This is a genomic window from Caviibacterium pharyngocola, from assembly GCF_002795405.1.
Taxonomy (GTDB): domain Bacteria; phylum Pseudomonadota; class Gammaproteobacteria; order Enterobacterales; family Pasteurellaceae; genus Caviibacterium; species Caviibacterium pharyngocola.
Genome location: NZ_PHGZ01000013.1, coordinates 1 through 26720 on the forward strand (window position 1 = coordinate 1; position 26720 = coordinate 26720).

Here is a 26720-nt window from a genome sequence, read left to right on the forward strand (position 1 = left end):
CATAACCGGCGTCGCGCATTGCTTTAATTTCTAATTGACCGAGACCACCTGCGTCCGCCAACGCCGAACCGGACATACCGGAGAAGATTAAGCTCGCGCCGATATTAACGTGACCCATACCGCCGGTATAGTGACCGAGTAAGGCTTTCGCGAAGTTGAAGATCCGTTCGGTGATCCCGCCGGTGTTCATTAAAATACCGGTTAAGATAAAGAAAGGTACGGAAAGTAGCGGGAAGCTGTTTAAGCTGTCCACTAATTTGTTAGACGCCGAATTGACGATATTCCAACGAGTCATTGAGAAATATAAAATCGTGGCGATAAACAAAGACCAACCCACCGGCGTGCCGAGGAACATAATCACCAACCAAACGATTAAGGTGATAAATACGGCATTGCTGCCGAATTTCACATAGTTGGTAATGCGCAACACTTTATAAGCGTCCGGCGAAACGAACAAAATTGCTAATAAAAGCACCGCACTTATTAGGAAAAACGTCGCCGGCAAATAGCTTAAACCATTTTTAAAGTTTTCCGCTTGCGCTTGTAAAAAACGGAAGAACATTAGGACGGAAATAAACGGCAGCGCCGCATACAGCCATTTTTCCGAAATGCCCAAGGAAACGATTTCAAAGGTGGCATCAAGGAAAACTTTCAATCCCAAATGGAAGAATAAAAAAATACAGGCGAAAATAATCAGTTGGACGAAAGAGTTACATAATTTTCTGATTTTCTCCGGCATAAAGTTGGTTAAAAAGTCGATATAGACGTGTTGCTGAGTGCGCACCGCCATACTAATACCGAGCATACCGACGTAAATAAATAGCAGTCGTGCCAATTCTTCACTCCAGATAAACGGCGAATGAAAAAATTGGCGGGCAATAATCTGAGCCAGAAGAATTGCAAAGATAATGAGGAATAATACACCACCGATCCATTCTTCTAATTTGTTGATAAGTTTCATATGTACTCCGATACATTAAATTAAAAGACTGCTTTCCTGCTCAGGAGCCTCGCTAAGAATAATAGAACCGCATTTCTATTTGATCAGGAAAGCCGGGCGGATTTCACTATTAAATCCGCGCCGAGAATCAAGTTTTCCGTTGTTATCCGAATAGGCATTGACGAGATAATAAAAAAGATGTGTCGCCGCTGTCGAATCGAATCATCATTCATAAAATAATGAAGTAATATTTCAGAAATGTGATTTTATCGTTGCGTGAAAGACGCATTGGATAAGCAAGAAAACTCACTTACCCGTTTAAAATACAAGTTAAATACTGTTTCTTCAAATTATTTTGTGAAATTTTGCTCCATTTTATGATCTAGATCTCACTTTTAAACTATTTTCCTTGTTTTTTATTTTAAGAGGATTATGCTTAGCAAAACGAAAATTAACTTCTTTTATAATGTTTATATTGGAGTTCATATGTCAAAATTACCAAATAAAGATGTACTCGAAAAAATCAGATACGGATTAATCGCTTCTTGCCAACCGGTTGACGACGGCCCGATGGATAGTCCGGAAATTGTTGCCGCAATGGCGCAAGCATCGGTTATCGGTGGTGCCGCCGGATTGCGCATCGAAGGCGTAGAAAATTTGAAAGCCGTGCGTAAAGTCGTCAATATTCCGATTATTGGAATTGTAAAACGCGATTTACCGGACAGTCCGGTGAGAATTACCCCATTTTTACAAGATATTGAAGATTTAGCTGCCGCCGGTGCGGATATTATCGCCGTGGACGGTACGGATCGCGCCAGACCGGTGGACATTGAAAGTGCGGTGAAAAAAATCAAAGAAGTCGGCTGTCTTTCAATGGCGGATTGTTCTAATCTAAAAGAAGGGCTTTACTGTCAACAGCTCGGTTTTGATATTGTCGGCAGCACAATGTCGGGTTATACCGGCGGCGAAGTGCCGGAAGAACCGGATTATCAACTCGTGAAAGATCTCAAAGCCGCCGGTTGCTATGTAATGGCGGAAGGTCGTTATAACACCCCTGAATTGGCGAAAACCGCGATAGAAATCGGCGCGGATGCCGTGACCGTCGGCTCGGCATTGACCCGTTTGGAACATATTGTCAGCTGGTTTGCCGGTGCGATTAAATCGGCACATAAATAAGAGGAGTGATTATGCGTTGTTTGGCTTTAGATATCGGCGGAACCAAAATTGCCTCCGCCATTATTGAAAACGGCGTTATCGAACAACGCCGTCAAATCACCACACCGCAAGACGACGCGGCGACGGCGATGCATCAAGCTCTGGCGGAAATTGTTCGCCATTACGAAGGACAATTCGATGCGGTCGCCGTGGCTTCCACCGGCATTATTAATAACGGTATTTTAACCGCATTAAACCCGAAAAACTTGGGCGGCTTGGCAGATTTTCCATTAAAAGAAAGCATTGCGCGCCACACCGATAAACCGATCGGATTGTTAAACGATGTGCAAGCAGCGGTGTGCGCGGAATATGCGCAGCAAGATAAAAGTGCGGTGAAAAATTTTGTCTTTATTACGGTTTCAACCGGTGTCGGCGGTGGTATTATTTTAGACGGACAACTTTCTACCGGTCCGAACGGCGTAGTCGGACATATCGGTCATAGTTTGGCAGATCCGAACGGCCCGTTATGCGGTTGCGGACGTCGCGGTTGTGTCGAAGCCGTTGCCGCCGGACGTGCGATCGAAGCGGTTTCGTCACAGTGGAATCCGCCGTTGAGTCCGAAAGAAGTGTTCGAACAATTCAGAAAACAAGATGAAAAAGCCACCGCACTTATTCGTCGTTCTGCTGCGGCGATTGCAAATTTAGTCGCGGATATGGTGATCGGATTGGATGTACAAAAAGTAGTCATTGGCGGTAGCGTCGGCTTGGCGGAAGGTTATTTGCCTTTGGTGCAAGCTTATTTGGACGAAATGCCGAAATTTTATCGTTGCCCGTTGGAACGCGCGGTATTCGGCGGTGACGCCGGTTTGATCGGCGCGGCATATTGGGTGGAAGAACAATTACGACAAAATTTATTGTAAGGAGTAAATATGATTTTTGGCGATTTAACCAGAGCGGATTTTAAACGCGGATTACCGAAAGTAATCGCGGACATTTGTGATCATTTAAATACATTGGATTTGGCGGCATTGGAAAAAGGACGCCACGATATTACCGATGAAATTTATATGAACGTAATGGAACCGGAAACCGCCGCACCGGAAAGCAAACAAGCGGAATTACACCGCAAATATATCGACGTGCAAGTGTTGATCTCCGGCGCCGAACGTATCGAATACGGCGTGAATTATCCGGATCTTAGCGCATATACCGACTATGATGAAAAAGACGATTATCAATTAATTCCGGATATTCCGAATAAAAGTGCGGTAGTTTTAACGCCGAAAATGTTCGCCGTCTTTTTACCTTACGAGCCGCATAAACCTTGCTGTAACGTAGGCGACGAACCGGCGAGTTTGAAAAAATTAGTGGTAAAAGTACCGGTCGAATTAATCGATTAATAAAAGGGAGGCGTATTATGGCGGCAACAAGCGGCAACATTTTAGACACTATTGGTGCTTTATATAATAGCCTGACCAAAACGGAGAAGAAAATCGCCAGCACGATTTTATCTTCGCCGCATTTATTAAGCCAATGTTCTTTGGCTGAAATTGCCGAGCAATTTGATGTGGGCGAAGCGACTTTTATCCGTTTTTGTCGGACGTTGGGATTTAAAGGTTTCACCGATTTTAAATTGCAGTTGTCCATTGAATTGGCAACCAGAGAAAAACAGCCGAATTCTTTATTAGACAGCGATATTACGCCGACCGACGACGCGCAACATATCGCGGAAAAACTGCAAAATTCCATTAATAATGTGATTTCCGAAACCATTAATTTATTGGATAGCTCGCAGTTGGAAGAATCCGTTGCCGCATTACGCAGAGCCAATCGGATTTTCTTATTCGGTGTCGGATCCTCAGGTGTAACGGCGGAAGATACCAAACACAAACTGATGCGAATCGGATTGCAGGTTGATGCTACAAGCAATAACCATTTTATGTATATGCAGGCGGCGTTAATGCGCGACGGTGACGTAGTGATCGGGATAAGTCATTCCGGTTATTCGAAGGAAACTACCCAAGCGTTAAGTATTGCCAGAAAAAACGGGGCGACCACCATTGCCTTAACTCATAATCTGCGCTCGCCGATTACGCAAGTGGCGGATTATGTTTTGATAAACGGTCACCGCCAAGGACAGTTGCAAGGCGACTCAATCGGAACGAAAATCGCGCAACTTTTCGTTCTGGATTTGATTTACGCGTTATTGGTACAAGCTGAAGAAGATAACGCCGTAGAAATGAAGCAAAAAACCGTTAATGTCATTTTAGAACAACGAATTAAATAACCCCTCAATAGGAGAAAACAATGAAAAATTTAAAAGGTATTTTTAGTGCGCTATTAGTGTCTTATAACGAAGACGGCTCAATTAATGAAAAAGGCTTGAGACAAATTATTCGTCATAACATTGATAAAATGAAAGTGGACGGTTTATATGTCGGCGGCAGTACCGGCGAAAACTTTATGTTGTCCACCGAAGAGAAAAAACAAATCTTCCGTATTGCAAAAGACGAAGCGAAAGATGACGTCGCTTTAATTGCACAAGTGGGTAGCGTTAACTTACACGAAGCGGTGGAATTAGGTAAATACGCAACGGAATTAGGCTATGACAGCTTATCTGCGGTAACACCGTTCTACTACAAATTCAGTTTTGCGGAAATCAAAAACTACTACGAAACCATTATTGCCGAAACCGGTAACTATATGATCGTTTACTCCATCCCGTTCTTAACCGGCGTAAACATCGGTGTCGAACAATTCGGCGAATTATACAAAAACCCTAAAGTATTGGGTGTGAAATTCACCGCCGGCGACTTCTATCTATTAGAACGCTTGAAAAAAGCTTATCCGGATCACCTCATTTGGGCGGGCTTCGACGAAATGATGTTACCGGCAGCGGCATTAGGTGTGGACGGCGCGATCGGTAGTACCTTTAACGTCAACGGTATCCGCGCAAGACAAATCTTTGATTTAACCCGCGCGGGCAAATTGGACGAAGCGTTACGCATTCAACACGTTACCAACGATTTAATCGAAGGTATCTTAGCGAACGGCTTATATCTCACCATCAAAGAATTATTGAAACTTGAAGGTGTGGACGCAGGTTACTGCCGCGAACCGATGACTGCCAAAGCAACCGAAAAACAATTAGCGGTTGCCAAAGAATTAAAAGAAAAATTCCTTTAATTCCGGATTTATTAAATAAATTAAACTATTCTGTTGTAGGGGCGTATGCATACGCCCTTTTATGTTTATCGTTAACCTAACCGCACTTTAAAAGTGCGGTTGTTTTTTAAGCGTATTCCTATCTTCCTCATCTCGTGTTAAAATTACACATTTTTGATAACATCAAAGTAATAAGCGAATATTTTTTACCCTAGCACGGCAAAGCCGTAGGGTATAGCCTATGGCTGAAGTCGCCCCTCCGGGGCTACTAGAGTGGCGGAGCTACTCCACTATACGTAACCGATTGCAACCGTAGGTTGCTGTCGGATAAAAGTTGATAACATCAAAGTAATAAGCGAAATATATAATGACCTTAACCGATTTTTTAATGACTAAATTGGACGATTTAAAAGCGACGGATATTTTAAATTTTGATGTACGAGGCAATTCTTCCGTGACCGATAATATGATTATCTGCACCGGCACATCCGCCCGTCACGTTGCTTCATTGGCGCAAAAATTGATCGACGAAAGCAAACAGGCGGGCTTTGAAGCTTTCGGCGAAGAAGGCAAAGCAACCGCCGATTGGGTGGCGGTGGATTTCGGTCAAGCCATCGTGCATATAATGCAACGAGAAAGCCGCGAGTTGTATCAATTAGAAAAACTCTGGAGCTAAATGTTTCAACACACAGAGCCTCATAAGAGCGAGGCCCTATGTGTTGCCCTGAATTGGAAGAGGTTACGCCTCTTCCAATTAAATTATCCGCCATAAATGGCTGGGTTTCAACCATAAGGTAGATATTTGATGAAAATTCAGTTAATTGCGGTCGGCACCAAAATGCCGGATTGGGTAACTCGCGGATTCGAAGAATATCAACGCCGTTTCCCGAAAGATATGCCTTTGGAGCTGATTGAAATTGCGGCGGGAAAACGCGGCAAAAACGCGGATATTAAGCGAATCTTGGAACAAGAAGGCAAAGCCGCGTTGAATGCGTGCGGCAAAAATAAAATCGTCACCTTGGATATTCCCGGTAAACCTTGGACGACAGCACTGCTGGCGGAACAATTAGAAGCGTGGAAAAATGATGGGCGCGATATTTGCATTTTAATCGGCGGGCCGGAAGGTTTATCGCCGGAATGTAAAGCCGCCGCCGAACAAAGCTGGTCGCTGTCGCCGTTGACCTTGCCGCATCCTTTAGTGCGCATTGTGGCGGCGGAAAGCCTATATCGTGCGTGGTCGCTCACGGCAAATCATCCGTATCACCGCGAGTAACCCGAAACCAATGATCGAAAGCAGATTATAGCAATGAATTTAAAGAAATTTCTCGCTCAACAAACCCACGAGCCGATTCGCGACAATAAAGCGGAGCGCAATTTATTTGCACGCCGCGCATTGGTGTCGTTTATCGGCGTTTTGGCGTTATCGGCGGTATTGTTCACTAATTTATATCATCTGCAAATCGTGAATTACGAAACTTATCAAACGCGTTCGAACGGCAATCGCATTAAATTGTTGCCACTGCCGCCGACACGCGGATTGATTTACGATCGCTACGGTCGAATGTTGGCGGAAAATTTAACCTTTTTCGGCTTATATATCGTGCCGGAAAAAGTAGAAAATTTAGACCGCACTTTTGACCAACTTAAACAGCTTGTCGGCTTAACCGACGAAGATATTGAAAATTTTAAGAAAGAACGTCGCCGTTCCTCGCGTTATACCTCAATTTTATTGAAACCGGATTTAACCGAAGAACAAATCGCACGCTTTGCGGTGAATCAATATCAATTCTCCAGTTTGGAAATTAAACCTTATTTTAAACGGCATTATTTATACGGTGAACCGCTGACTCATATTTTGGGCTATGTGGCGAAAATTAACGATAAAGACGTCGAACGTTTGAAAAAAGCAGATAAATTCGCCAATTATGCCGGTTCGCACGACATCGGCAAATTGGGCATCGAACGTTATTACGAAGATCAATTACACGGCACGGTCGGTTTCGAAGAAGTGGAAATCAACAATCGCGGTAAAGTGATTCGTAAATTGCGCGAACAACCGGCGATCGCGGGCAAAAGCGTGCATTTGACGGTAGATTTGGATTTACAACGTTACATCACCGATTTATTAGCCGGCAAAAAAGGCGCTGCGGTGGTGTTGGATCCGAAAGATAGCAGTATTTTGGCAATGGTTTCTACGCCGAGTTACGACAATAATTTATTCGTCGGCGGCATTTCGGGCGAAAATTATAAACGCTTGTTGGAGGATCCGAATCGTCCGTTATACGGTCGTGTCACCCAAGGCGCGTATCCGCCCGCTTCTACGGTCAAACCTTTTATCGCGGTCGCAGGCTTGCAGGAAGGCGTGATAACGCAAAATACCACGGTATTCGATCCCGGTTATTGGATTTTACCGAACAGCACCAAGCGTTTCCGCGACTGGAAAAAATCCGGTCACGGTTATACGGATTTAAACAAAGCGATTACCGAATCCTCCGATACTTATTTTTATCAGCTGGCGTACAATATGGGTGTTGATCGCCTGTCCGACTGGATGAAACGTTTCGGTTTCGGCGTGCCGACGGGCATCGATATTCAGGAAGAAACCGCCGCGATTATGCCGAGCCGCGAATGGAAACAAAAACGCTATAAAAAACCTTGGGTGCAAGGCGATACGATTTCCGTCGGTATCGGGCAAGGTTATTGGACGGCAACGCCGTTGCAAGTGGCGAAAGCGCTTGCAGTGTTAGTGAATAACGGCAAGGTAAACACACCGCACTTAATGAAATCCATTGAAGGCAGCACGGTGGAGCCTTATAAAGATCCGTTGTTATACGACGATATTAAAGAACCGAGTCAAGCTTATTGGGACGCGGCGAAACGTGGAATGTTCAATGTAGTGAATGCGGGCAACGGCACGGGGCGCAAACCTTTTGCCGGTACGCGTTATCACGTGGCGGGCAAATCGGGCACGGCGCAGGTGTTCAGTTTGAAAGAAAATCAAACCTATAATGCCGGCGCGTTGGTGAAAGAATTACACGATCACGCGTGGTTTATCGCTTACGCACCTTATGAAAATCCGAAAATGGTGGTGGCGGTGATCTTGGAAAATGCCGGCGGCGGCGGCTCCAACGCCGGTCCGGTGGTGCGAAGCATTATGGATTATTACTTAAACGTTCGCTTGCCTCAGGTGAATGAAATGCAAAAACCGATCGATGAGCAAGAGCAAAACGAGGTGGCGGAATGATGGAAGAAAAGAAAATATGGCTATCGCTGTGGCGACGTTTGCACATCGATCTTTGGTTATTTATCGGCTTGGTGGTCATTTCCGCTTACGGATTATTGGTGTTATACAGCGCATCCGGCGCAAACGAAGCAATGTTCCGTAACCGTGTGATTCAGGTCTCCCTCGGCTTTGCGGTAATGTTGGTAATGGCACAATTTTCGCCGAAATTTTATCAACGCGTCGCGCCTTATTTATTCGGTGCAGGTATCGTATTGTTGATTTTGGTGGATTTAATCGGTACCACCAGCAAAGGCGCGCAACGTTGGTTGGATTTAGGCATATTGCGTTTCCAGCCTTCCGAAATCGTAAAACTCGCCGTGCCTTTAATGGTGGCGGTGTATTTGGGCAAGCGCGCCTTACCGCCGAAATTAAAAGATACCTTTATCGCGCTGGGATTAATTCTCGGTCCGACTTTGCTTGTGGCGATTCAGCCGGATTTAGGCACATCGATTTTAGTCAGCGCCTCCGGCGTGTTCGTGGTGTTTTTAGCCGGAATGAGCTGGTGGTTGATTTTAACTGCGGTGGTTGCGTTAGTCGGTTTTATTCCTATAATGTGGTTTTACCTAATGCACGATTACCAGCGCACACGGGTATTAACCTTACTTGATCCGGAAAAAGATCCGCTCGGTGCGGGGTATCATATCCTGCAATCGAAAATCGCCATCGGATCGGGCGGCATTTGGGGCAAAGGCTGGATGCAAGGCACGCAATCCCAGCTGGAGTTTTTGCCCGAACCGCATACGGATTTTATCTTCGCCGTCTTAAGCGAAGAACACGGAATGATCGGCTTTGCCGTGTTAATGGCGATTTATTTGTTTATCGTGGTGCGCGGATTAATGATCGGCGTGAATGCGCAAACCGCATTCGGACGCATATTAGTCGGTGCGTTAACCTTAATCTTTTTTGTCTATGTATTTGTGAATATTGGTATGGTGAGTGGTATTTTACCGGTAGTGGGCGTGCCGTTGCCCTTAATGAGCTACGGCGGCACTTCATTTGTGACGATTATGGCAGGATTCGGCTTAATAATGTCCGTTCACACTCACAAAGAACATTTTTTCAAGGGAACTAAATAAGATTTTGCGAATCTTAGAAACGGAACCTGATAAAAATTGAGCATATTTAATATGAAACTAACGAAAACCTTAAAATGTATTCTTGCCTTGTCGATTGCGGCGGTAACACTTTCGACGCAGGCGGAAACAAAGAAGTTATACGGCGTGCAAGGCCCCAAGTTGACTTATAAACAACCGACGACCAAATCGCATTCTTACCAAGTGAAGGGCGTCACTTATACGACCAAAACGCATCATAATGCGAAAAATTATTCGAAAGAAGGCGTAGCGAGTTATTATCACGCCAAATTCAGCGGGCGCAGAACCTCGAACGGCGAACTTTACAGTCCGGCGTTATACACCGCTGCGCATAAAACGCTGCCGTTGAATTCCTATGCGTTAGTTACCAACTTACATAATAATCGTAAAGTGATTGTGCGGATTAACGATCGCGGACCGTTCACCCGCGGACGAATTATCGATTTATCCTCCGCAGCGGCAAAAGAAATCGGTCTTCTCGCACGCGGCACGGGCAATGTGCGAGTTGAAGCTTTACACGTTAGCTCGGAAGGTAAAATTTCCGGCCCTGCGGCGGCGGCATTGGCAAAAACAACAACCCATCCCGAAGGGCTCAGCCGATTAGACACAAGTGCGGTGGAAAATTCGGCGAAAAATAAAAAGCCCTCCGAAAATATGGACGGCTATAAAATCCGAATGTTGAACGTCAACAGCAAACAACAAGCGGAACAAGTGATTGCGGAATTGGCGCTGGAAAACGTCAAAGCCGAAATTTCACAAAACGGCAAAAAATACGATATTCACTTCGGGCCGGTGACAAGCAAAAACGAAGTGAATCGGCTAAAAGCACAGTTACAAAAACTTAATCGTTCCAAACAACTGATTGTTTATGGCTATAACTAGGGCGTGTTGAATTTCTGAGTATATAAATGACGCCGAAATAGTTCCGTTTTTATCCGACAGCGACCAACGGTCGCAATCGGTTACGCATAGTTGAGTGGCTCCGCCGCTCTATACTATGAAGGAGAAATTCCGTCGTAGTCTGATTGTAGCTGTGCGGTTTGGTGTGCTAGGGTAAGAATGGTACGGGTTTAAAATAGTAAATTCAAAAGATCAACAAACCTGAAATTAATTCAAAATAAATTTATTTAGGACATTAGATGTATGCTTAAAAAAGTCTTTAAAAAAACCAAAATCGCGGTGATTTCAAGCGTATTGGCAATGCCGCTTTTAGCTCAAGCGGACGATATTCAATACGGCATCACTGCGCCGGAACTCAATGCGCAAACCTATATTTTAATGGATTACAATTCCGGTGCGGTTTTAGCGGCGCTAAATCCGGATCAACGCCAATATCCGGCGTCATTGACCAAAATGATGACCAGCTATGTGGTGGGTGACGCATTAAAACAAGGTAAAATTCATAACACGGATTTAGTGACAATCGGCGAAAGTTCGTGGGGGAAAAACTTTCCCGGCTCGTCTAAAATGTTCTTGAATCTGAATCAACAAGTTTCCGTGTCCGATTTAAATCGCGGTATTATCGTAGTATCGGGCAATGACGCTTGCGTGGCAATGGCGGAACATATTTCCGGCTCCGAGCAAAATTTTATTGACGCGATGAACAAATACGCCGCGCAGTTCGGCTTGAAAAACACCCATTTCACCACCGTGCACGGCTTAGATGATGATAATCAATATTCCTCTTCACGCGATATGGCGATAATCGGCGCACATATTATTCGCGATTTGCCGGAAGAATATAAAATTTACGCGGAAAAAGATTTCACCTTTAACAAAATCAAACAACCGAACCGCAACGGTTTATTATGGGATAAAAGCATTAATGTTGACGGAATGAAAACCGGTCATACCGACAAGGCGGGCTATAATTTAGTCGCCTCCGCAACCGGCAACGGCAATATGCGTTTAATTTCTGTGGTAATGGGCGTGCCGACATATAAAGGTCGGGAAGTAGAAAGCAAAAAACTCTTACAATGGGGCTTTGCGAATTTCGAAACCTTTAAAGCCCTAGAAGCCGGAAAAGCGGTTTCCGAACAAAGCGTGTATTACGGCAACAGCGGCAAAGTGCAATTAGGCGTGTTGCAAGATGCATTCATCACCTTACCGAAAGGACGTCAAGCGGACGTAAAAGCGCGTTATGAATTGGAACAAAAATACCTACAAGCGCCGTTAGCGAAAGGTCAAGTCGTCGGACAGGTGGTTTATCAGCTGGAAGGCAAAGACATCGCTAAAGTCAATTTACAAGTAATGGAAGAAGTCAGTGAAGGCGGTTTCTTCGGCAAAGCTTGGGACTGGTTGGTGTTAACGGTGAAAAGTTTGTTCGGTTAAACGACCGAACATAACGGCGGATAAGTTATAACTGCGAAAGGGGCGTATGCCATACGCCCCTACAATAAAACTAAAAAGATTTTATAAATCAAATGATTAGATTAATTTTGCGTAGAGAATATGTTATAGCCCTAATAAACGCATTTTATAATAATCTGTACCCCTCCTGCATTACAGAGTGGCGGAGCCACTCAACTATGCGTAACCGATTGCGACCGAAGGTCGCTGTCGGGTAACAAATTGACAAATAGGGAACCTGTAGGAACGCACTGCGTGCGTCCGTATTCTGCCTAACCGATTGCGACCGAAGAGCGCTGTCGGATAAAAATCCCATACGATAATAAAAGGAAAAACGAATGACGGAAAAAATCGTAAAATTAGAAGATATTCCTCAACAACAGCTAAAAGATTTATTAGATTTCCCTTGCCCGTTCACCTTCAAAGTGGTCGGCAAAAACAGACCGGATTTAGTGGACGACACCCTTGTGGTGATACAACGTTACGCCAAAGGCGATTATAACCCGCGTCAGCACATCAGCTCGAAAGGCACATATAATTCGGTTTCCGTGGATATTGTGGCGGAAAATATCGAACAAGTGGAAACCCTTTATCAAGAACTGGCGAAAATCGACGGTGTGAGAATGGTGCTTTAACTAATGGATACGGACATTATTATTAGGCAATTAGGTGTGCGCGATTATCAGGAAATTTGGCATAAAATGCAGGAATTTACCGATAACCGCACGGCGACCACGACGGATGAAATCTGGTTGGTGCAACATCCCGCTGTATTTACCCAAGGTTCCGCCGGAAAGCCGGAGCATTTATTGCAGCGCAGCGACATTCCGGTGGTGCAATCGGATCGTGGCGGGCAAATTACCTATCACGCACCCGGTCAGCAAATAATGTATGTATTGATTGATATTAAACGACAAAAAGCCGCCGGACGCGATCTCAATATTCGTCAATTAGTGACCGCACTTGAGCAATCGGTGGTCAACACCTTGGCGGATTACGGCATCAAAAGCTACCCGAAAGCAGATGCGCCGGGGGTTTATGTGGACGGCAAAAAGATTTGTTCGCTCGGATTACGCATCCGTCGCGGCTGTTCCTTTCACGGTTTGGCGCTTAACGTGAATATGGATTTATCGCCGTTTTTAATGATCAACCCTTGTGGCTATGCCGGTTTGGAAATGTGTCAGTTAGCGGATTTTATCGCGCAAGATGAAGCGCAATGCGAAAAAGTGTCACCGAAATTAGTTGCATACTTTACCCGATTATTAGGCTATAATAATGTAACAAATTTTTAACAAAAGGAACGGTTATGGCAACGCCTTTCAAAATGGAACGCGGCGTGAAATATCGCGATGCGGCAAAAACCTCGATTATTCCGGTCAAAAATATCGATCCGAATCAGGAATTATTAAAAAAACCGGCGTGGATGAAAATCAAATTACCGGCGAACAGCGCAAAAATCGACAGCATCAAAAACGGAATGCGCCGCCACGGTTTGCACTCGGTTTGTGAAGAAGCTTCCTGCCCGAATTTGCACGAATGCTTTAATCACGGCACCGCAACTTTTATGATTTTAGGTGCGATTTGCACCCGTCGTTGCCCGTTTTGCGATGTGGCGCACGGCAAACCTTTGCCGCCGGATCCGCAAGAACCGCAAAAATTAGCCGAAACCATTCAAGATATGAAATTGCGCTATGTGGTGATCACCTCAGTGGATCGCGATGATCTGCCGGATCGCGGCGCAGGGCATTTTGCCGAATGCGTGAAAGAAATTCGCCGCTTAAATCCGGGCATTAAAATCGAAATTCTCGTACCGGATTTTCGCGGACGCATTGAGGCGGCGTTAGATAAATTAAAAGATAACCCGCCTGATGTGTTTAACCATAACTTGGAAAACGTACCGCGTTTATATCGCGAAATTCGTCCCGGCGCAGATTATCAATGGTCGCTGAAATTATTGCGCGAATTTAAAGCGATGTTTCCGCATATTCCGACGAAATCCGGTTTAATGGTGGGTTTGGGCGAAACCAATGAAGAGATTTTGCAAGTAATGCAAGATCTACGCAGCAATGGCGTCACAATGCTGACTTTAGGGCAATATTTGCAACCGAGTCGCCATCACTTACCGGTTGCGCGTTATGTACCGCCGGAGGAATTTGACGATTTCCGCGAAAAAGCGCAACAAATGGGCTTCGAACACGCCGCCTGCGGGCCTTTCGTTCGTTCTTCCTATCACGCGGATTTACAAGCGAGCGGTGGACTGGTGAAATAATTCTTCCGCTTGTCATCTCATACATTTGTCGGGCGAACGTTGTGTTCGCCTTGAGATCATTGACAAACTCTAATTTATTGTATTTATAAATTAAGATTTTTATCAGTCTGATGCGCTCCGAATTTTTTGCGTAAAAACCACCGCACTTTTACTAAAAACCTATAAAAACAATTCCTTATGATTATCGGTTGAAATGTAGCATAAAACGCAAAATAACTATAAAGAGGTATGTCTAATAATTTATTCTATTTTCCGAGTGAATATTCATAACTTTTTGAAATATCTGGTTTTTATAACACTTACTAATTATTTTAATGTAGCAAAAATAACTCCAATGAGTTATCTTTCAAAAAAATCTTGATCAAACGCAATAAATCTTCAAATAACCCTGAAAAATTTCGGGCGATTTGCTATTTTTAATCCTGAATTCTTCTCTTTTTATTTATTATCGTATTGTTTTTAATGATAAAAATTCTCATTTGATATGAATTCGATGAATAGTGAATAATGTTAAATTTGTATGTACGAACTGACCTTGATCAATTTTTAGTGGAGTAATTATCGTGAACATTTTCAGAAAAACCCTGACATCTCTGGCGATTGCCGGATTCGGTTTGAGCGTTATGCACAGCGCCGCAGCCGAAACGAAAGCCGTAACCACCGAAAGCGGTAAAATGGCACCGACTTTGCAAGAGCTTGCAAAACCGAGCGATGTAAAAATCGAATCGAATAATGATAAGTTTGCGGAAAGATATGCTCGCCAATATAACAGCTGGAAAGAAACATCAAAATCCACCGAAATCGTTCCCGCGATTGAAGTTGATCCGCGTATGATCGTGTTATGGGGCGGTTATGCGTTCTCAAAAGAATACAACAAACCGCGCGGACACTTTTATGCCGTTACCGACGTGCGTAATATTTTGCGTACCGGTGCGCCGATGGACGCAAACGGCGGGCCTCAACCTATGGCGTGTTGGACTTGTAAAGGTCCGGACGTAGCGCGTTTGATTGCCGAATGGGGTGAGGAAGGCTATTTTAACGGCAAATGGGCGAAAGGTGGAGCGGAAGTGGTCAATTCTATCGGTTGTGCCGACTGCCACGATACGACTTCACAAGATTTCGCCGAAGGTAAACCTGCGTTACGTATCGCTCGTCCGCACGTTTTACGCGCTTTGGACGCAATCAGCAAAGACTTCCCGCAACTGGATAAAACCGATAAACGCGCGGCGGTGTGTGCAAACTGCCACGTTGAATATTATTTCGATAAAAACGTCACCAACAACGTCGTATTCCCTTGGTTTAACGGTGTGGACGTGGACGGTATCGAAAAATATTACGACGATATCGAATTCAAAGACTGGGTTCACTCCGTCTCTAAAGCGCCGATGTTAAAAGCGCAACATCCGGATTATGAAACTTGGTCTTTAGGCATTCACGGTAAAAACGGTGTGACCTGTATCGACTGTCATATGCCGAAAGTACAAGGTGCCGACGGTAAAGTTTATACGGATCACAAAATCGGTAATCCGTTCGATGCCTTTGAAAGCACTTGTGCAAACTGCCACGATCAAAGCAAAGAAAAATTACAAAGCATTGTTGCGTCGCGTAAACACGATATTAAAGACGTGATGATTAAACTTGAAGATCAACTTGTACGCGCGCACTTCGAAGCGAAAGCAGCTTGGGATGCGGGTGCTACCGAAGCGGAAATGAAAGACGCGTTACAAGCGATTCGTCACGCGCAATGGCGTTGGGATTACTCTGCGGCAGGTCACGGCGGTCATATTCACGCACCGGATGTGTTGTTGAAAGTGATTGCTAGCGGTTTGGATCGTGCGGCGGACGCGCGTGCTAAATTAGCGGCGATTTTAGTGAAACACGGCGTGCAAACTCCGGTTCAAGTGCCGGATATTTCAACCGCCGAATTAGCGTGGAAAGCTATCGGTATCGACATTGAAAAAGAACGTGCCGATAAAGAAAAATTCCTCAAAGAAGTTGTGCCGCAATGGAATAAAGAAGCCCTTGATAAAGGCTTAATTCTTGAAGCGCCACCGGCAAAATAATCCGAAAAATGACCGCACTTTCGATAAAGTGCGGTCGAAATTGCGCAACGAATTGAGGTAAAAAAAGATGAATTTCGTATTGAAAAATATACTCAAGCTGGCGGCGTTAGCCGGTGTGATGATGTTTGCATTGCCTGCAAGCGCTCAAACCGCTACCACCGATCCGCTTACTTACGAACCGACATTGGAAAATCAGCGTAATCCGAACGAATATTGCGCGAAATGTCATAAATTGGATGCGAACGAAGAACAATCCGGCGGTGAATTCCACTTCGGAAAATTCCACGGTACGCACTTGTCGCAAAAAAATCCGAATAACGGAAAAGCTATTACTTGCGTGAACTGTCACGGTAATATTTCCGAAGATCACCGTCGCGGCGTGAAAGACGTGATGCGTTTCGAAGGCGATATTTTCAGCGGAAAACAGCCGATGTATTCGGTGCAAGAACAAAACCAAGTGTGTTTCTCTTGTCACCGTCCTGACAAATTACGCGAAAAGCTTTGGGCGCACGATGTTCACGCGATGAAACTACCTTGCGCAAGTTGCCATACATTGCACCCGAAAAAAGATGCGATGGACGGCATCGAGAAGAAAGAACAAGTGAAACTTTGCGTCGATTGCCACGGTGAACAGCAAAAACGTAAAGAAGCTCAAGCCAATACCGAATCAACCGAACAAAAGGATAAAAAATGACAGCTTGCTCACGCCGAAATTTTGTTTCCGGTATGGGTGCGTTAATCCTAATGACGGGAACAACAATTAAATCAGCGGCACAAGGCACAACGCAAGCGCAACCTATTCGCTATGCAATGTTACACGATGAAACCGCGTGTATCGGCTGTACGGCGTGTATGGATGCTTGTCGTGAAACCAATCAAGTGCCGGAGGGTGTTTCTCGTTTGGAAATTATCAGAAGTCAGCCTTACGGCGAATTTCCTAATGTGAAATATGAATTTTTCCGCCATTCTTGTCAGCATTGCAGCAATGCGCCTTGCGTCACCGTGTGTCCGACCGCCGCATCTTATATCGATCCGGAAACAGGCATTGTTGACGTGCATAAAGATTTATGTGTCGGTTGCCAATATTGTATTGCGGTTTGTCCGTATCGCGTGCGCTTTATTCATCCGGTGTATAAATCGGCGGATAAATGTAATTTCTGCCGCGATACCAATTTAGCCGCGGGTAAACAACCGGCTTGTGTGGAAGCCTGCCCGACAAAAGCTTTGACCTTCGGCGATACGAATGATCCGAATAGTGCGATTTCTTTGAAACTACAAGAAAAACAAACTTATCGGACAAAAGTCGAATTGGGTACGGATCCGAATTTATATCACGTTCCGGCACGTCCGGGGGAGGTTAGACGATGAATAGCCCGTTTCATTTTCCCTCTCTAGTGTGGGATCACGCCATTGCGGTTTATCTCTTTTTATTAGGGATTTCCGCTGGGGCGACAATGCTTGCGGTATTATTAAAACGCAGCGGTTTGGCAGGAGAAAATCCGGCGGAGAATAATATTCTGCGCTGCAATGCCTTGCTTGCGCCGATCAGTATTACCATCGGTTTGTTATTGTTGATTTTCCACTTGGCGAAACCTTGGACGTTCTGGTATTTGATGTTTAATTATCATCACACCTCCATTATGTCCGTCGGGGTGATTTTATTCCAAGTGTATATGCTGTTCCTCATTTTATGGTTGGCGATTATTTTTAAAGATCTCGTGTTAAGCCTAATCAATCGCTTTGTGCCGAAATTGTCTGCATTGGCAACAAAAGTGATTGATATTTCGGCGAAATTCACCGGTTTTATTGAAATCGTAACCTTAATTTTGAGTGTGGCGCTCGGTGCTTATACCGGTTTCTTGTTATCGGCGTTAATCAGCTATCCGATGTTGAATAATCCGGTGTTGCCGATTTTGTTCCTTGCGTCGGGAACCTCATCCGGTATTGCCGCATTGATTTTCTGCACCTTATTGTTTACCAAAGAAAGTACGCATTCTGCCTCAATCGGCTTTTTGCATAAATTCGAATTGCCGGTGGTGTTAATTGAAGCCTTCTTGTTGTTCGCCTTTTTCTTCGGCTTATATTTGGGCGGCGGACAAAAAACCGTTGCCTTCGAAACGGCGGTATTAGGCGGTTTCTGGGCGAATGTGTTCTGGATCGGTGTCGTGGGAATCGGCATTGTTGCGCCGTTGGTGCTTAATGCGATCGCCGGCAATCAACTAAAACATAACAGAGGTTTTATGATCTTTGTGGCGACCTTAGGATTAATCGGCGTGCTGTGCCTGCGCTACTTTATCCTATACGCCGGACAAATGACTTTGGCATAAGCCGATTAAGTTTAAAATAGGGCGCGTTCGGCGCCTTATTTTTTGTCGTCATTTTTTGTTTAACGCGCGGTTATACCTCTAAAATGTCAATGACATTTCGGCGGGATTTCACTAGAATAAACCTACTTTTAAGCGAGGGTGAAATAGATAAAATGCTTCCGGAACTTGGTTTTATTGCGTTACTTTTTGCGTCGGTTTGCTCGATATTGTTAGCGCTCGTCCCGCAAATCGGCATTATGAAACATCGTCCGGATATAATGAGATTCGCGTGGCATTTCAGTTATTTATTCGGAATTTTCACCGCACTTTCGTTGTTTTTCTTAGCCTATTCCTTTGCAACGGACGATTTTTCCGTCGAATATGTCGCCGCCCATTCTAATTCTCAGCTGCCCGTATTTTTTAAACTTGCCGCTGTTTGGGGCGGACACGAAGGCTCGATGCTGTTTTGGCTGTTTTCCCTCGCGCTTTGGGTAACTGCGTTTGCCTATTTCAGCCGAAAAATCGATCCCTTGATTGCGACGCGCACTTTGTCCGTTTTAGGTTTACTGTGCGCAGGGTTTGCGATTTTTATTTTGTTTTTCTCCAATCCCTTTATCCGCCTTTTCCCGATACCCTTGGAAGGTCGCGATCTTAATCCGATGTTGCAAGACGTAGGCTTAATTTTTCACCCGCCGTTGTTGTATATCGGCTATGTGGGATTTGCGGTGAATTTCGCCTTAACCGTCGCCGCCTTATTAAGCGGGCATTTCGACGCAGCGATTGCCCGTTGGACGCGCGCTTGGGTGTTGGTTTCTTGGATGTTTCTAACTCTTGGCATAATGTTGGGATCTTGGTGGGCATATTACGAATTGGGCTGGGGCGGCTGGTGGTTTTGGGATCCGGTGGAAAACGCCTCATTAATGCCGTGGCTATTAGGTTTAGCGTTGCTGCACAGTTTATATGTCACGGAAAAACGCGGCATTTTCAGCTATTGGACAATTTTATTTTCGCTTTTCGCCTTTGCCTTTAGTTTATTAGGCACCTTTGTGGTGCGCTCCGGCGTATTGACTTCCGTTCACGCCTTCGCCTTAGACGGCGAGCGCGGAATTGCCTTATTAATGCTATTCTTTTTGTTAACCGTGGGATCATTGACGCTATTCGCCTTAAAAGTGAACCTTCAACCCGTTAGTGTGCGTTTTGCCCTGTTTTCGCGCGAAACTTTGATGTTGCTCGCGAATATTATTTTTACCGTTGCGGCGGCGAGCGTATTTATCGGCACTTTTTATCCGATGTTGTTTTCCGTGTTGGGATACGGTTCCATTTCCGTCGGCGCGCCGTATTTTAATACCGTCTTTTTGCCTTTATTTATCATCCTATTGCTGATAATGATCTTGGTATTAGCGACTTTTTGGAAAACGGGACATTTCGCCATATTGCGCCGTAACGGATTGCTGTTATTGCCCGCGTTAGCTTGTGCTTACGCAATGATCGCCTTGACCGTTAAAGCAGACGAAAGTTTGCGTTTTAACGCCGTCGCATTTTTATTGGTGACGCTTGCCTGTTGGTTGTTGTTCACAACTCTATGCGTGAATCCTTTTAAATCGAACATTAAAGGTTTGGGAATGATCTTCGCTCATTGCGGCGTGGCGATTGCAGTGATCGGCGCGGTGATGTCGAGCTATTTCGGCACGGAAATCGGCGTGCGCTTATCGCCCGGCGATAGACAACAACTGAACGGCTATGATTTTCATTATGTGGGATTTACCAATGAATTAGGCGCCAACTACACCGCCGAGAAAGCCCATTTCGAGGTGTTTAAAAATAACGAAAAAGTGACCGCACTTTATCCTGAACGGCGCTATTATGAGGTGCGCACGATGAATATGTCGGAAGTCGGTTTGCATTGGGAGTGGTTAGGCGATATTTACATCGTAATGGGCGACAAACTCGGCGCCGGCGAATTTACTTTCCGCTTGCATTACAAGCCTTTTATTCGCTGGTTATGGGCGGGCGGATTATTAATGGCGTTCGGCGCGTTTTGTGCGGCTGTAGGATTAAGACGAAAAAATGATGAATAGAAAACTGGTTTTTGTGCCGTTATTATTGATTCTTGCTCTGTGCTTTTTATTGTTTCGCGGCTTGCAACAGGATCCGAAACAAATCGCCTCGGCATTAATCGGCAAACCGATTCCCGAATTTTATCAAGCGGATTTGTTAAATCCGACAAATACGCTGAGCAACACGGATTTACCCAAAGAACCTTTTTTATTAAACGTCTGGGGCAGTTGGTGCGTCTATTGTAAAATCGAACATCCGTTTTTGATGCGGCTTACCGAGCAAGGCATAAAAATCGTCGGCTTAAATTATCGCGACAAGGCGCAAAGTGCGGTGGAAATGTTGCGCAAAATGGGCAATCCTTTTGTTTCCGTTATCGACGACAGTCAAGGAATTCTTGCATTGAAACTCGGCGTTGACGGCGCGCCGGAAACCTATTTAATCGACGGAAACGGCGTCATTCGCTATCGTCATTCGGGCGAATTAAACCAAGAAATTTGGCGACAAAAATTTTTACCGGAATGGGAAAAATGGCAATAATAAAAAAATTCACCGCACTTTTGACGTTTTTTTCGGCAATATTATTATATTGCGCACCCGTGCGCGCAGAAATGGTGGACACCTATCAATTCGCCAATGCGCAAGAACGCACGCGCGCCGTGGAGTTGGCAAAATCCTTGCGTTGTCCGCAGTGCCAGAATCAAAATCTGGTGGAATCCAATTCGCCGATCGCTTATGACCTGCGCATTGAAGTGTACGATATGGTGAACCAAGGCAAAAGCAACGAGCAAATCATTGAGGCAATGACGGCGCGATTCGGCGATTTCGTGCGCTATAACCCGCCGTTTAAAGCAACCACCGCGTTATTGTGGGGATTGCCGTTTTTATGTTTTTTGGCGGGTATCGTCGGTGTTGTTTATTACCTCCGCCGCCGAACTTCCACCGAGGCAAAAAACGCCTCGCTTAATCAAGCGCAACAACAAGCATTAAACGACTTATTGCAAAAAACGGGAAAAAAATGAACGAATTTATCATCGGAATGTTGGCGTTTGTGGTGATTGCGCTGTCGGTTTTTCTGCCGTTGTCCGGACGAATAGATTGGCAACGCGCTTATCGACGCGAACAAAACGTCGCATTATATCAACGGCAACTGCGCGCCAATCCGCCTGCCGACTTAGCGGACGAATATGCGCAACGTTTATTGAATGACGAAAAACAGCTGCAAAATTCACCGCACTTTTATTCGCCGAATATCGCCACGAATCATTTTTGTTACGCAAGTTTGCTATTTTTGCTGCTCACCTTGCTTCCGCTCGGCTATTATTTTTCCTTACAACGTTTCGACGTGGCGCAAATGGGCGTACAAGACGGCACGGAAATGCGCATAAAATCGGAAAACCGCGATGCAATCGACAAAAATAACGACTACATCTTAACCGTGCAAAACCGCTTACGCCGTGATCCGAATAACGCCGCCCATTGGGTGGAATTAGGGCAGGCATATATGCTTAATAACGAATTTGAAAACGCCCTGATCGCTTATAACAATGCTGCAGGATTGGAAGGACAAAAACCTTATTTGCTCGGCTTGGCGGCAAGTGCGCAATATTACCGCGACGGGCAAAAAATCACACCGGCAACGGAAAACTTATTAACCCGCGCTTTACAACAAGATCCGCAAGAAATCTCCGCCCTCTCCTTATTGGCAAGCGACGCCTTCCTCCAAGCGGATTACCGCCGCGCCTTAAGTTTATGGCAGCGAATCCTTGACGGCGACAAACCGGAAACCGACCGCCGCGCCATCATCCAAAGTATGCAAATGGCGGAAATGTTGTTGAAGGCGGGGGAGAGGGAATAGTCATCTTTTAAGGAGATCTTTACCGTCACTCGCACCTTTATTGATTTGTTCGGTTGGGATAAATCCTTGGCTAGCCCATTTCTCGTTTGAACGACTCAGTTTACGATAATTTTGCGGCGATACGCCGGTGTATTTTTGGAAGCTATCATAGAACCGGCTAATTGAATTAAATCCGGCGGTGAGTGAAATATCTAATACTGTTTTATCAGTGTCGCTTAAAAGTGCTTTAGAATGGTTAATCCTCATCATCGTAATATATTGTTTAATTGTTAACTGCATTACGGTTTGAAATAATCGCATTGCATAATGCGTATTTAATCCGACTGCGCTTGCCACATTTTCTACCGTGAGTGCATCGCTATAATGATTTGCAATATGATCTAACATTAAGCTTACATAATGTTGAGTATGTTTAGATGATTTGATTTGTTGATTTGATTGGTATGTGTTTTCTAATAAGAGTTCCCAACCGTCAAAACTTAAACGTCTTAACATTAGTTGAATTTCATCATAAGCCAACTGCTGCACATTCAAATTGTCTGATTGCAACTCCTTTTCCCAGCGTGTTATTTCAAAAGCGCTGACAAGTTCGGCGTGCTTTGATTGAATGACAATTCCGTGTGTTACGTGGTTAATAAGTTCGCGCGAGAGCGGCCAAGATAGGAATAAGTGTACTGGAATATCCAAAACAGCCATTGAACGGCAATGTTTACAATCAACTACTCGATGAGGAACTGAAGCCCAAAAAAGCGCGATATGTCCTGCTTGAATAGTGACGTTACGTCCATTGAAAATGTATTCGACGTTGCTATCAAAAGGAATGTTTATTTCTATATGTCCGTGCCAGTGATAACCAGCCATTACATAAGGTGGTTGTTGTAAAACGACATTGAGTGTTTGTTTATCGGAATATAAAGATAACGGACTGATAATTTCACTGTTAAAGGCGGAAGTATCAACCGTTGTATTATTTCTTTTTTTCATCATAAATTGACCGCACTTTAAGTTTATTCCTGAATTAGAGTATTCGTTTAACCGAAAAAAAGATAGTAATTTTTTGCTAAAAATTCCTAAAAACTCATATTTTGATATCTAGAACAATAAAAGTGAGTTTTTGGGAATTTTATTAAAGAATGTGATATTAATTTTTTTCGATATTTTGGGCATTATGATTTTAGGTAAATGTACCTTTCGATCTGATGAGTAATTAATTTTTATAGGAGTAATACTATGAGTTCCCCTAAAATCACGTTTATTGGCGCAGGATCTACAGTTTTTGTTAAGAATATTTTAAGTGATGTTTTTCATAAGCCTGCGTTAAAACAAGCTCGTATTGCACTAATGGATATTGATGAGAATCGATTACAGGAATCTCACTTTGTTATAGATAAACTAATGAAGTCTGTCGGTGCAAACGGCATCATTGAATGTTATACAGATCAAAAAGAAGCGTTAAAAGGTGCTGACTTTGTTATTGTCGCTTTTCAAATTGGCGGCTATGAGCCTTGTACGGTAACGGATTTTGAAATCTGTAAAAAATATGGTTTAGAGCAAACTATTGCCGATACCTTGGGCGTTGGCGGCATTATGCGAGCGCTACGTACAATTCCTCATTTATGGAAAATTTGTGACGATATGCTAGAAGTTTGTCCAAATGCGACAATGCTAAACTATGTAAACCCTATGGCGATGAATACTTGGGCGATGTTTGAGAAATATCCTCAAATTAAGCAAGTTGGATTATGTCATTCTGTGCAAGGAACAGCGGAAGAATTAGCCAGAGATTTAGATTTGAATCATCAGGATTTACGTTATGTTTGCGCAGGAATTAACCATATGGCTTTCTATCTCAATCTTGAGAAAAAACAAGCGGATGGCAGCTATGTGAGTATTTATCCAGATTTATTAGCCGCGTATGAAAGTGGACGTGCGCCGAAGCCAAGAATGGATAATAACCCGCGCTGTAACAATATTGTGCGTTATGAGATGCTGAAAAAATTAGGCTATTTTGTAACAGAATCTTCGGAACATTTTGCTGAATATACGCCGTACTTTATTAAACCTAATCGCCCGGATTTGATCGAACGTTATAAGGTTCCTCTTGACGAATACCCGAAACGTTGTGTTGAACAAATTTCAAAATGGAAAAAAGACTTAGAAGAATATAAACAAGCGGAAAGTATTTGTATGCCAGAATCTCGTGAATATGCAAGTACGATTATTAATTCTATTTGGACAGGAACGCCAAGTGTGATTTATGGAAATGTGAAGAATGTGGATTTAATAGATAACTTACCACAGGATTGTTGCGTAGAAGTTGCGTGTTTGGTAGATGCGAATGGTATTAGACCAACAAAAGTAGGTGCAATCCCTAATCATTTGGCGGCATTGATGCAGACTAATATCAATGTGCAACGTTTGGCTACAGAGGCTTTATTAACACAAAATCGTGATCGTATTTATCACGCTGCAATGCTGGATCCGCATACTGCGGCAGCATTAGGGTTGGAGGAAATTTATAGCCTAGTTGATGAATTGTTGATTGCTCATAAGGATTGGTTGCCTGAATGGATTAACCAATAAACATAAAATAAAGAGGCGTTGATTTGGAATATTGATTAGATATTAGCAAAAATAGCGCCTTTTCCCATTATTAAAATAACGCGGAGGTTTTTTATGAGCTTATCGATGAAAACAAAAATTAGTTTTGGGCTAGGTGCATATGGTAAAGATTTTGCCATAGGCATTGTGTATATGTATTTAATGTATTACTACACTGATATTATCGGTGTATCTGCTGCAACAGTCGGAACCATTTTTATGGTAGCCAGAATTTGGGACGCATTAAATGATCCTATTATGGGCTGGATTGTTAATAATACGCGTACACGCTGGGGAAAATTCAAACCGTGGATTTTGATTGGCACAATATTGAATTCCATTTCATTATTTTCTTTATTTTGCGCGGATTACTTTAGCGGAGACGCATTAATTATTTATATCGCAGTGACTTATATCCTTTGGGGGATGACCTATACGTTAATGGATATTCCTTTTTGGTCTTTAACTCCGACGTTAACGCTTGATCAACGTGAACGAGAAGAACTAGTGCCTTATCCACGTTTCTTTGCAAGTTTGGCAGGGTTTGTCACAGCTGGTATTTGTATGCCGTTTGTTGATTATGTCGGGGGAGATGATAAAAGTTTCGGCTTTAGAATGTTTTGTTTGATCATCATTGCTTTCTTTGTTATTTCAACTGTAATTACGCTGATTAATGTGAAGGAAAAATATTCATCGGATAACCTTGAAGGCGGAAATCAAACAGCTGCTAAAGTTCCTCTAAAAACATTAGTATCTTTGATTCCGAAAAATGATCAGCTGTTAAGCTTGTTAATAATGGCGCTTTGTTACAATATTGCAGGTAATATCATTTCTGGGTTCGCGGTATATTATTTCACTTATGTTGTCGGTGATAAAGAAATGTTCCCATATTATATGTCTTATGCGGGTATTGCTAATCTTGCCGTTATCATATTATTTTCACGCTTAGTGAAATTCTTTTCTCGCCGAACATTATGGATAGGTATTTCTGTGAGTTCTATTTTAAGCTGTGCTATTTTAGCTTATGCCGGATTGGCGGAAAATACGAGCGCCTTTATGATTATTTTAGCCGGTGTATTTATGCAGATCGGTAGTGCAATATTCTGGACATTGCAAGTTATTATGGTTGCCGATACTGTTGACTATGGTGAATATAAACTTAGTATTCGTTCGGAAAGCATTGCTTATGCCGTACAAACAATGGTAGTTAAAGCAGGATCCGCTGTATCAGCTTTCTTAATTGGTGTTTTACTCACCGCTATCGGTTATATTCCTAATGTTGAGCAAACACCGGAAACGATTTTCTGGATGAAAGCAATTATGATTGCGCTACCTATAATGTTCTATGGCATTAAATTAATCGTGTATTTCCGTTATTATCGATTACACGGAGATCTATTAGCAAAAGTGAATATCACATTATTAGATAAATATCGCAAAGTAGATGTAAGATATTAATATCTTGCTATATTCAGCAGCTTTATGTGATCTGCACCCCAAGAGTCGGGCGAAACACCCAACCTAGTAAGGTGCAGATTTTATTAGAACGAAGATCAATAAGTCCTAGATATACTGTACTTTT

At 43.7% G+C, this 26720-nt stretch carries 26 protein-coding genes; 24 read left to right on the forward strand and 2 right to left on the reverse strand.

Features of this window, described 5'->3' with window-relative positions; all coding sequences use genetic code 11:
- A partial coding sequence (locus CVP04_RS05380; RefSeq protein WP_133118475.1) for a TRAP transporter large permease subunit occupies positions 1-961 on the reverse strand: 961 nt, incomplete at its 3' end.
- 465 nt (positions 962-1426) lie between these two features.
- Here CVP04_RS05380 and CVP04_RS05385 point away from each other — a divergent pair.
- The 22 genes from CVP04_RS05385 (at position 1427) to CVP04_RS05490 (ending at position 22537) form a co-directional block, all read left to right on the forward strand.
- Positions 1427-2116 (forward strand): N-acetylmannosamine-6-phosphate 2-epimerase, encoded by a 690-nt coding sequence (locus tag CVP04_RS05385; RefSeq protein WP_100296498.1) that lies wholly within the window; start codon positions 1427-1429, stop codon positions 2114-2116.
- Between the two features lie 11 nt (positions 2117-2127).
- Complete coding sequence (locus CVP04_RS05390; RefSeq protein ID WP_100296499.1) at positions 2128-3015, forward strand: N-acetylmannosamine kinase; 888 nt, start codon at positions 2128-2130, stop codon at positions 3013-3015.
- Positions 3016-3024: 9 nt separating this feature from the next.
- Positions 3025-3495, forward strand: a complete 471-nt coding sequence (gene nanQ, locus CVP04_RS05395) for an N-acetylneuraminate anomerase (protein WP_100296500.1) — start codon at positions 3025-3027, stop codon at positions 3493-3495.
- Positions 3496-3512: 17 nt separating this feature from the next.
- On the forward strand, positions 3513-4382 hold the full coding sequence (locus CVP04_RS05400) for a MurR/RpiR family transcriptional regulator (protein WP_100296501.1): 870 nt from the start codon (positions 3513-3515) through the stop codon (positions 4380-4382).
- Between the two features lie 20 nt (positions 4383-4402).
- A complete protein-coding gene (gene nanA / locus CVP04_RS05405) occupies positions 4403-5281 on the forward strand; it encodes an N-acetylneuraminate lyase (protein ID WP_100296502.1) in 879 nt (292 codons plus the stop codon).
- Positions 5282-5627: 346 nt separating this feature from the next.
- Positions 5628-5936 carry a ribosome silencing factor gene (rsfS, locus tag CVP04_RS05410; protein ID WP_100296503.1) on the forward strand — a complete coding sequence of 103 codons (309 nt, stop codon included), beginning with the start codon at positions 5628-5630 and terminating at the stop codon, positions 5934-5936.
- 129 nt (positions 5937-6065) lie between these two features.
- On the forward strand, positions 6066-6533 hold the full coding sequence (gene rlmH, locus CVP04_RS05415; protein ID WP_100296504.1) for a 23S rRNA (pseudouridine(1915)-N(3))-methyltransferase RlmH: 468 nt from the start codon (positions 6066-6068) through the stop codon (positions 6531-6533).
- Positions 6534-6566: 33 nt separating this feature from the next.
- Positions 6567-8504, forward strand: coding sequence for a penicillin-binding protein 2 (mrdA, locus tag CVP04_RS05420; RefSeq protein ID WP_100296505.1), 1938 nt, complete (start codon positions 6567-6569; stop codon positions 8502-8504).
- Positions 8504-9619 carry a rod shape-determining protein RodA gene (gene rodA / locus CVP04_RS05425; RefSeq protein WP_100296833.1) on the forward strand — a complete coding sequence of 372 codons (1116 nt, stop codon included), beginning with the start codon at positions 8504-8506 and terminating at the stop codon, positions 9617-9619. The genes mrdA and rodA overlap by 1 nt, the downstream gene beginning before the upstream one ends.
- Before the next feature lie 51 nt (positions 9620-9670).
- Positions 9671-10519: a septal ring lytic transglycosylase RlpA family protein gene (locus CVP04_RS05430; RefSeq protein ID WP_100296506.1), complete on the forward strand. Its 849-nt coding sequence runs from the start codon at positions 9671-9673 to the stop codon at positions 10517-10519.
- 261 nt (positions 10520-10780) lie between these two features.
- Complete coding sequence (locus tag CVP04_RS05435; protein WP_100296507.1) at positions 10781-11968, forward strand: serine hydrolase; 1188 nt, start codon at positions 10781-10783, stop codon at positions 11966-11968.
- 356 nt (positions 11969-12324) lie between these two features.
- Positions 12325-12621 (forward strand): DUF493 family protein YbeD, encoded by a 297-nt coding sequence (gene ybeD, locus CVP04_RS05440; protein WP_100296508.1) that lies wholly within the window; start codon positions 12325-12327, stop codon positions 12619-12621.
- Between the two features lie 3 nt (positions 12622-12624).
- Positions 12625-13278, forward strand: coding sequence for a lipoyl(octanoyl) transferase LipB (lipB, locus tag CVP04_RS05445; RefSeq protein ID WP_100296509.1), 654 nt, complete (start codon positions 12625-12627; stop codon positions 13276-13278).
- 14 nt (positions 13279-13292) lie between these two features.
- Positions 13293-14255, forward strand: a complete 963-nt coding sequence (lipA, locus tag CVP04_RS05450; RefSeq protein WP_100296510.1) for a lipoyl synthase — start codon at positions 13293-13295, stop codon at positions 14253-14255.
- A 623-nt stretch (positions 14256-14878) separates the two neighbouring features.
- The gene (gene nrfA / locus CVP04_RS05455) at positions 14879-16318 is read left to right on the forward strand and encodes an ammonia-forming nitrite reductase cytochrome c552 subunit (RefSeq protein WP_100296834.1); all 1440 of its coding nucleotides are present in this window, start codon (positions 14879-14881) and stop codon (positions 16316-16318) included.
- 67 nt (positions 16319-16385) lie between these two features.
- A complete protein-coding gene (gene nrfB / locus CVP04_RS05460) occupies positions 16386-17012 on the forward strand; it encodes a cytochrome c nitrite reductase pentaheme subunit (RefSeq protein WP_100296511.1) in 627 nt (208 codons plus the stop codon).
- Complete coding sequence (gene nrfC, locus CVP04_RS05465) at positions 17009-17686, forward strand: cytochrome c nitrite reductase Fe-S protein (RefSeq protein ID WP_100296512.1); 678 nt, start codon at positions 17009-17011, stop codon at positions 17684-17686. The genes nrfB and nrfC overlap by 4 nt, the downstream gene beginning before the upstream one ends.
- The gene (nrfD, locus tag CVP04_RS05470; RefSeq protein ID WP_100296513.1) at positions 17683-18645 is read left to right on the forward strand and encodes a cytochrome c nitrite reductase subunit NrfD; all 963 of its coding nucleotides are present in this window, start codon (positions 17683-17685) and stop codon (positions 18643-18645) included. The genes nrfC and nrfD overlap by 4 nt, the downstream gene beginning before the upstream one ends.
- 152 nt (positions 18646-18797) lie before the next feature.
- Positions 18798-20702, forward strand: a complete 1905-nt coding sequence (gene nrfE, locus CVP04_RS05475; protein WP_100296514.1) for a heme lyase NrfEFG subunit NrfE — start codon at positions 18798-18800, stop codon at positions 20700-20702.
- A complete protein-coding gene (locus CVP04_RS05480) occupies positions 20695-21219 on the forward strand; it encodes a DsbE family thiol:disulfide interchange protein (protein WP_100296515.1) in 525 nt (174 codons plus the stop codon). Before nrfE ends, CVP04_RS05480 begins: the two co-directional genes overlap by 8 nt.
- Positions 21210-21701, forward strand: a complete 492-nt coding sequence (gene nrfF / locus CVP04_RS05485; RefSeq protein WP_165772777.1) for a heme lyase NrfEFG subunit NrfF — start codon at positions 21210-21212, stop codon at positions 21699-21701. Before CVP04_RS05480 ends, nrfF begins: the two co-directional genes overlap by 10 nt.
- Entirely contained in the window at positions 21698-22537 is an 840-nt protein-coding gene (locus tag CVP04_RS05490; protein ID WP_100296517.1) for a TPR domain-containing protein, read from the forward strand. Before nrfF ends, CVP04_RS05490 begins: the two co-directional genes overlap by 4 nt.
- Here the strand turns inward: CVP04_RS05490 and melR are convergent, their stop codons facing one another.
- Positions 22538-23524 carry a transcriptional regulator MelR gene (gene melR, locus CVP04_RS05495; RefSeq protein WP_100296518.1) on the reverse strand — a complete coding sequence of 329 codons (987 nt, stop codon included), beginning with the start codon at positions 23522-23524 and terminating at the stop codon, positions 22538-22540. It abuts the gene before it with no gap.
- 243 nt (positions 23525-23767) lie between these two features.
- Here melR and melA point away from each other — a divergent pair, with 243 nt between their 5' ends.
- Together melA and melB are read left to right on the forward strand one after the other, a co-directional pair.
- On the forward strand, positions 23768-25120 hold the full coding sequence (gene melA, locus CVP04_RS05500; RefSeq protein WP_100296519.1) for an alpha-glucosidase/alpha-galactosidase: 1353 nt from the start codon (positions 23768-23770) through the stop codon (positions 25118-25120).
- Positions 25121-25213: 93 nt separating this feature from the next.
- The gene (gene melB / locus CVP04_RS05505) at positions 25214-26596 is read left to right on the forward strand and encodes a melibiose:sodium transporter MelB (RefSeq protein ID WP_100296520.1); all 1383 of its coding nucleotides are present in this window, start codon (positions 25214-25216) and stop codon (positions 26594-26596) included.
- Positions 26597-26720: the final 124 nt, after the last annotated feature.

Coding starts and splice junctions, on each gene's coding strand:
- CVP04_RS05385 (WP_100296498.1), top strand. CDS start 1,427: ATGTCAAAATTACCAAATAAAGATGTACTCGAAAAAATCAGATACGGA.
- CVP04_RS05390 (WP_100296499.1), top strand. CDS start 2,128: ATGCGTTGTTTGGCTTTAGATATCGGCGGAACCAAAATTGCCTCCGCC.
- nanQ (WP_100296500.1), top strand. CDS start 3,025: ATGATTTTTGGCGATTTAACCAGAGCGGATTTTAAACGCGGATTACCG.
- CVP04_RS05400 (WP_100296501.1), top strand. CDS start 3,513: ATGGCGGCAACAAGCGGCAACATTTTAGACACTATTGGTGCTTTATAT.
- nanA (WP_100296502.1), top strand. CDS start 4,403: ATGAAAAATTTAAAAGGTATTTTTAGTGCGCTATTAGTGTCTTATAAC.
- rsfS (WP_100296503.1), top strand. CDS start 5,628: ATGACCTTAACCGATTTTTTAATGACTAAATTGGACGATTTAAAAGCG.
- rlmH (WP_100296504.1), top strand. CDS start 6,066: ATGAAAATTCAGTTAATTGCGGTCGGCACCAAAATGCCGGATTGGGTA.
- mrdA (WP_100296505.1), top strand. CDS start 6,567: ATGAATTTAAAGAAATTTCTCGCTCAACAAACCCACGAGCCGATTCGC.
- rodA (WP_100296833.1), top strand. CDS start 8,504: ATGGAAGAAAAGAAAATATGGCTATCGCTGTGGCGACGTTTGCACATC.
- CVP04_RS05430 (WP_100296506.1), top strand. CDS start 9,671: ATGAAACTAACGAAAACCTTAAAATGTATTCTTGCCTTGTCGATTGCG.
- CVP04_RS05435 (WP_100296507.1), top strand. CDS start 10,781: ATGCTTAAAAAAGTCTTTAAAAAAACCAAAATCGCGGTGATTTCAAGC.
- ybeD (WP_100296508.1), top strand. CDS start 12,325: ATGACGGAAAAAATCGTAAAATTAGAAGATATTCCTCAACAACAGCTA.
- lipB (WP_100296509.1), top strand. CDS start 12,625: ATGGATACGGACATTATTATTAGGCAATTAGGTGTGCGCGATTATCAG.
- lipA (WP_100296510.1), top strand. CDS start 13,293: ATGGCAACGCCTTTCAAAATGGAACGCGGCGTGAAATATCGCGATGCG.
- nrfA (WP_100296834.1), top strand. CDS start 14,879: ATGCACAGCGCCGCAGCCGAAACGAAAGCCGTAACCACCGAAAGCGGT.
- nrfB (WP_100296511.1), top strand. CDS start 16,386: ATGAATTTCGTATTGAAAAATATACTCAAGCTGGCGGCGTTAGCCGGT.
- nrfC (WP_100296512.1), top strand. CDS start 17,009: ATGACAGCTTGCTCACGCCGAAATTTTGTTTCCGGTATGGGTGCGTTA.
- nrfD (WP_100296513.1), top strand. CDS start 17,683: ATGAATAGCCCGTTTCATTTTCCCTCTCTAGTGTGGGATCACGCCATT.
- nrfE (WP_100296514.1), top strand. CDS start 18,798: ATGCTTCCGGAACTTGGTTTTATTGCGTTACTTTTTGCGTCGGTTTGC.
- CVP04_RS05480 (WP_100296515.1), top strand. CDS start 20,695: ATGAATAGAAAACTGGTTTTTGTGCCGTTATTATTGATTCTTGCTCTG.
- nrfF (WP_165772777.1), top strand. CDS start 21,210: ATGGCAATAATAAAAAAATTCACCGCACTTTTGACGTTTTTTTCGGCA.
- CVP04_RS05490 (WP_100296517.1), top strand. CDS start 21,698: ATGAACGAATTTATCATCGGAATGTTGGCGTTTGTGGTGATTGCGCTG.
- melR (WP_100296518.1), bottom strand. CDS start 23,524: ATGATGAAAAAAAGAAATAATACAACGGTTGATACTTCCGCCTTTAAC.
- melA (WP_100296519.1), top strand. CDS start 23,768: ATGAGTTCCCCTAAAATCACGTTTATTGGCGCAGGATCTACAGTTTTT.
- melB (WP_100296520.1), top strand. CDS start 25,214: ATGAGCTTATCGATGAAAACAAAAATTAGTTTTGGGCTAGGTGCATAT.